The sequence below is a fragment of the Pelosinus propionicus DSM 13327 genome (assembly GCF_900114615.1).
GTDB classification, from domain to species: Bacteria; Bacillota; Negativicutes; order DSM-13327; family DSM-13327; genus Pelosinus; species Pelosinus propionicus.
This window is the reverse complement of record NZ_FOTS01000105.1, coordinates 1-3,319: the sequence shown is the minus strand read 5'-3', so window position 1 is coordinate 3,319 and position 3,319 is coordinate 1. Positions and strand designations below refer to the sequence as shown.

Here is a 3,319-nt window from a genome sequence, read left to right as displayed (position 1 = left end):
AGCCGCATAAAAAAATGATGCCAACCACAACTCAATGATTGGCATCATAAAACTTTTTGTTTTTATACTGTCTACTTGACAGGGGGCACTTCAAATTGGTAGGACGGTATTTCCTTTTAGAAAAGATGGTGATAAAATTTTAAAAAAGGGTTGCATTTCCTGTAATTGAAACATATAATTTAACGTATATTCCAATATGGGAATATACGAATATCATTCTGAGTAGGTGAAATATGAAATACATTGATGTTTTAAAAGCTCTTGCTGACTATAATCGACTAGCAATTATGTGTTATCTCCGAAATGGTACGCGATGTGTTTGTGAAATCGAACAAATCTTATCAATATCTCAATCAGCTACATCCAAACACCTGAACAGATTGAGAATTATCGGCCTAATCGATGCGGAAAAAAAAGCCCAGTGGGTACATTATAGTATTCCTATTAGAGTTTATATGGAATATCCATTTCTAGAAAAACTCCTCTCCGATGCGAGTATGCAGTATGTATTTGATCCTAGTAAAGTAAAGAAACCCAGCGATTGCTAAAAATAAATGTAGGAGTGGATATAGTGAAACGAGTCGCATTTATTTGTGTTCATAATTCTTGCCGTTCCCAAATGGCTGAGGCTTTTGGCAAAGTTTTAGGGCTTGATGTATTCGAGTGCTTTTCTGCTGGAACGGAAAAGAAGGAGCAGATTAATCAAGATGCCGTACGAATTATGAAAGAAATTGGTATTGATATGGAAATTTACCAGAGATCAAAGCTACTGCAAGATATACCGGAAGTAGATATTGTTATAACGATGGGGTGCAATGTTAGCTGTCCTATGATTTCCTGTTTACACCGTGAGGATTGGGGGCTAGATGATCCCACAGGAAAAACGGATAAGGAATTCAGGATTACACGTAATACGGTAAAGTCCAAGATAGATGATCTTATCTATCGGATAAAATCCGATTTAATCTAATGGATAAGAAAAATAATATGGAGAGTGATACTATGAAAAAGATAGCGATTTACGACCCAGCTATGTGCTGTTCTACTGGTATTTGCGGAGCAAGTATTGACAAAGAGCTACTAAGAGTAGCAACTATAATTGAGAATCTTAAACAAGACGGTGCAGATATCAGCCGGTTTAACCTTTCTGGTGAACCAAATGCCTTCGTGGAAAACCAATTGATCAAGGAACAATTAAAACAAAATGGACCGGAAATATTACCAATTACTTTAGTAGATGGTCAAATAGCTAAAACGAAAAACTATCCTACCAATGAAGAATTTGCGCAATGGACCGGATTGGAGATAGACAGTGAGCCTAAGAAAGCTGCTTGCTGCTGCGATGAGAGCGGGTGCTGTTAACATGTCAACCGGAGACATATCAATTACGGCTTATAATCCTTCCCATATCGAACTTACAAAATATTTCTTTTTTACAGGCAAAGGAGGCGTTGGCAAAACCTCTGCCGCTTGCGCAACAGCTGTCAACCTGGCCGATCATGGGAAAAAGGTTATGCTAATCAGCACTGATCCAGCCTCCAATTTACAGGATGTATTCGGTGTAGATTTAGACAATAAAGGCACTTTAATACCGGAGGTTCCCCTCCTTACAGTGGTTAACTTAGATCCTGTAGAAGCAGCCCGTGAATACAAAGAGAAAGTAGTTGGTCCCTACAAGGGAGTATTACCGGAAGCGGTTCTTGCCAATATGGAAGAACAACTATCAGGATCATGTACCGTAGAAATTGCAGCTTTTAATGAGTTTTCTCATTATCTAACTGATGAAAATATTAAGGATAAATATGACCACGTTATTTTTGATACAGCCCCTACTGGCCATACGCTTAGAATGCTTCAGCTTCCGTCTGCATGGAGCAACTTTATCAGCGAAAACACGCATGGAGCCTCTTGTCTGGGACAGCTATCCGGATTAGAAGAAAACAAGCAGATGTACAAAAATGCAGTTGAGACACTGGCCAATCCAACTATGACAACGGTTATACTTGTGAGTAGGCCGGAGAAAACGCCACTTCTGGAAGTAAAACGGGCATCGGAAGAACTTGGGGATATTGGTGTTAAGAATCAGACCATGATTCTTAATGGGGTTTTGGAACTTGATACACTCGAAGATCAAACGGTGCAGAGCTTGTATCATAAACAGCAGCAAGCATTGAAAGCTATGCCGGAATATTTACATGACATCACAACCTACTATATTCCTTTGCGCGCTTACAATGTATATGGCGTAAAGAATATCCGTAAAATGTTAATGGATAAATATCAGGACGAAACCCAATCAACTACTAAAATTGATACCGTATATTCTTTAAGTACATTAATCGAAGATATGTACTCTACTCATAAGAAAGTTATTTTTACAATGGGCAAAGGCGGTGTAGGCAAAACTACATTGGCGGCGGCCATTGCGTTAGGATTAGTAGAAAAAGGAGTAAACGTACACCTTACTACCACCGATCCAGCCCATCACTTGGATTTTCTGCTTAGTAGCAATACCAATTTAAAAATCAGCCATATTGATGAAACCAAAGAACTTGAAAAATATAAAGAAGAAGTGCTTGCAAAGGCCCGTGAGTCCATGGGGGATGCTAACTTAGCTTATATTGAGGAAGATTTACGTTCACCATGCACTCAGGAAATTGCCGTTTTTCGGGCATTTGCTGGCATTGTAGAGCAGGCAACAGATGATCAAGTAGTTGTAATTGATACAGCTCCTACTGGCCATACCTTACTATTACTCGATGCTACACAGAGTTATCATAAGGAAATCCAAAAAAGCCAGGGAGACATACCGGAAAGTGTAAAAAACCTACTCCCCAGATTGCGAAATGCGGCTGAAACAGAAGTTGTTATTGTAACGCTTCCGGAAGCGACACCCGTCCATGAAGCTATGCGGTTGACTGATGATTTAAAACGGGCAGGTATTAATTCCAAATGGTGGGTTGTTAATTCAAGCCTCTATCTTACAAATACCAAAAGTCCATTATTGAAAGCCAAATCGCAAAGCGAAGTGGAATGGGTCAATAAGGTGGTTAAAATCTCTCAGGGGAATACTGTGCTCATCAAATGGCATAGTAAGGAACTACAGGGAAATGCCCTTTTCGATTTAACTAAGTAACGTATTTGCAAATCCATTCCTGAAAATACGCAGGTTACAAAAAGTTTACAAATTTTGATTGAAGCTTTAGTGATAAGAAGATTCTAAAATATATAAAGCAATCTGGTAATATGTCAAGCCCATAAAAAATAAGTTTTGTAAGTAATCCGCAAAAAATGGGTGCACTAAACAAGCCTCTTCTTC

At 38.9% G+C, this 3,319-nt stretch carries 4 protein-coding genes; all 4 read left to right on the top strand.

All coding sequences use genetic code 11. The features are described 5' to 3' along the window. Nucleotides 1-233 precede the first annotated feature (233 nt). From BMZ99_RS25540 to arsA, 4 genes are read left to right on the top strand one after another with little or no spacing between them, the layout of a single operon-like run. On the top strand, nucleotides 234-548 hold the full coding sequence (locus BMZ99_RS25540; RefSeq protein ID WP_090944858.1) for an ArsR/SmtB family transcription factor: 315 nt from the start codon (nucleotides 234-236) through the stop codon (nucleotides 546-548). A 23-nt stretch (nucleotides 549-571) separates the two neighbouring features. Next, nucleotides 572-970: an arsenate reductase ArsC gene (locus BMZ99_RS25535; protein WP_090944855.1), complete on the top strand. Its 399-nt coding sequence runs from the start codon at nucleotides 572-574 to the stop codon at nucleotides 968-970. Nucleotides 971-1,002: 32 nt separating this feature from the next. After that, a complete protein-coding gene (gene arsD / locus BMZ99_RS25530) occupies nucleotides 1,003-1,362 on the top strand; it encodes an arsenite efflux transporter metallochaperone ArsD (RefSeq protein ID WP_090944852.1) in 360 nt (119 codons plus the stop codon). 1 nt (nucleotide 1,363) lies between these two features. Then, nucleotides 1,364-3,136, top strand: a complete 1,773-nt coding sequence (arsA, locus tag BMZ99_RS25525) for an arsenical pump-driving ATPase (RefSeq protein ID WP_090944850.1) — start codon at nucleotides 1,364-1,366, stop codon at nucleotides 3,134-3,136. The last annotated feature ends 183 nt before the right edge of the window (nucleotides 3,137-3,319 follow it).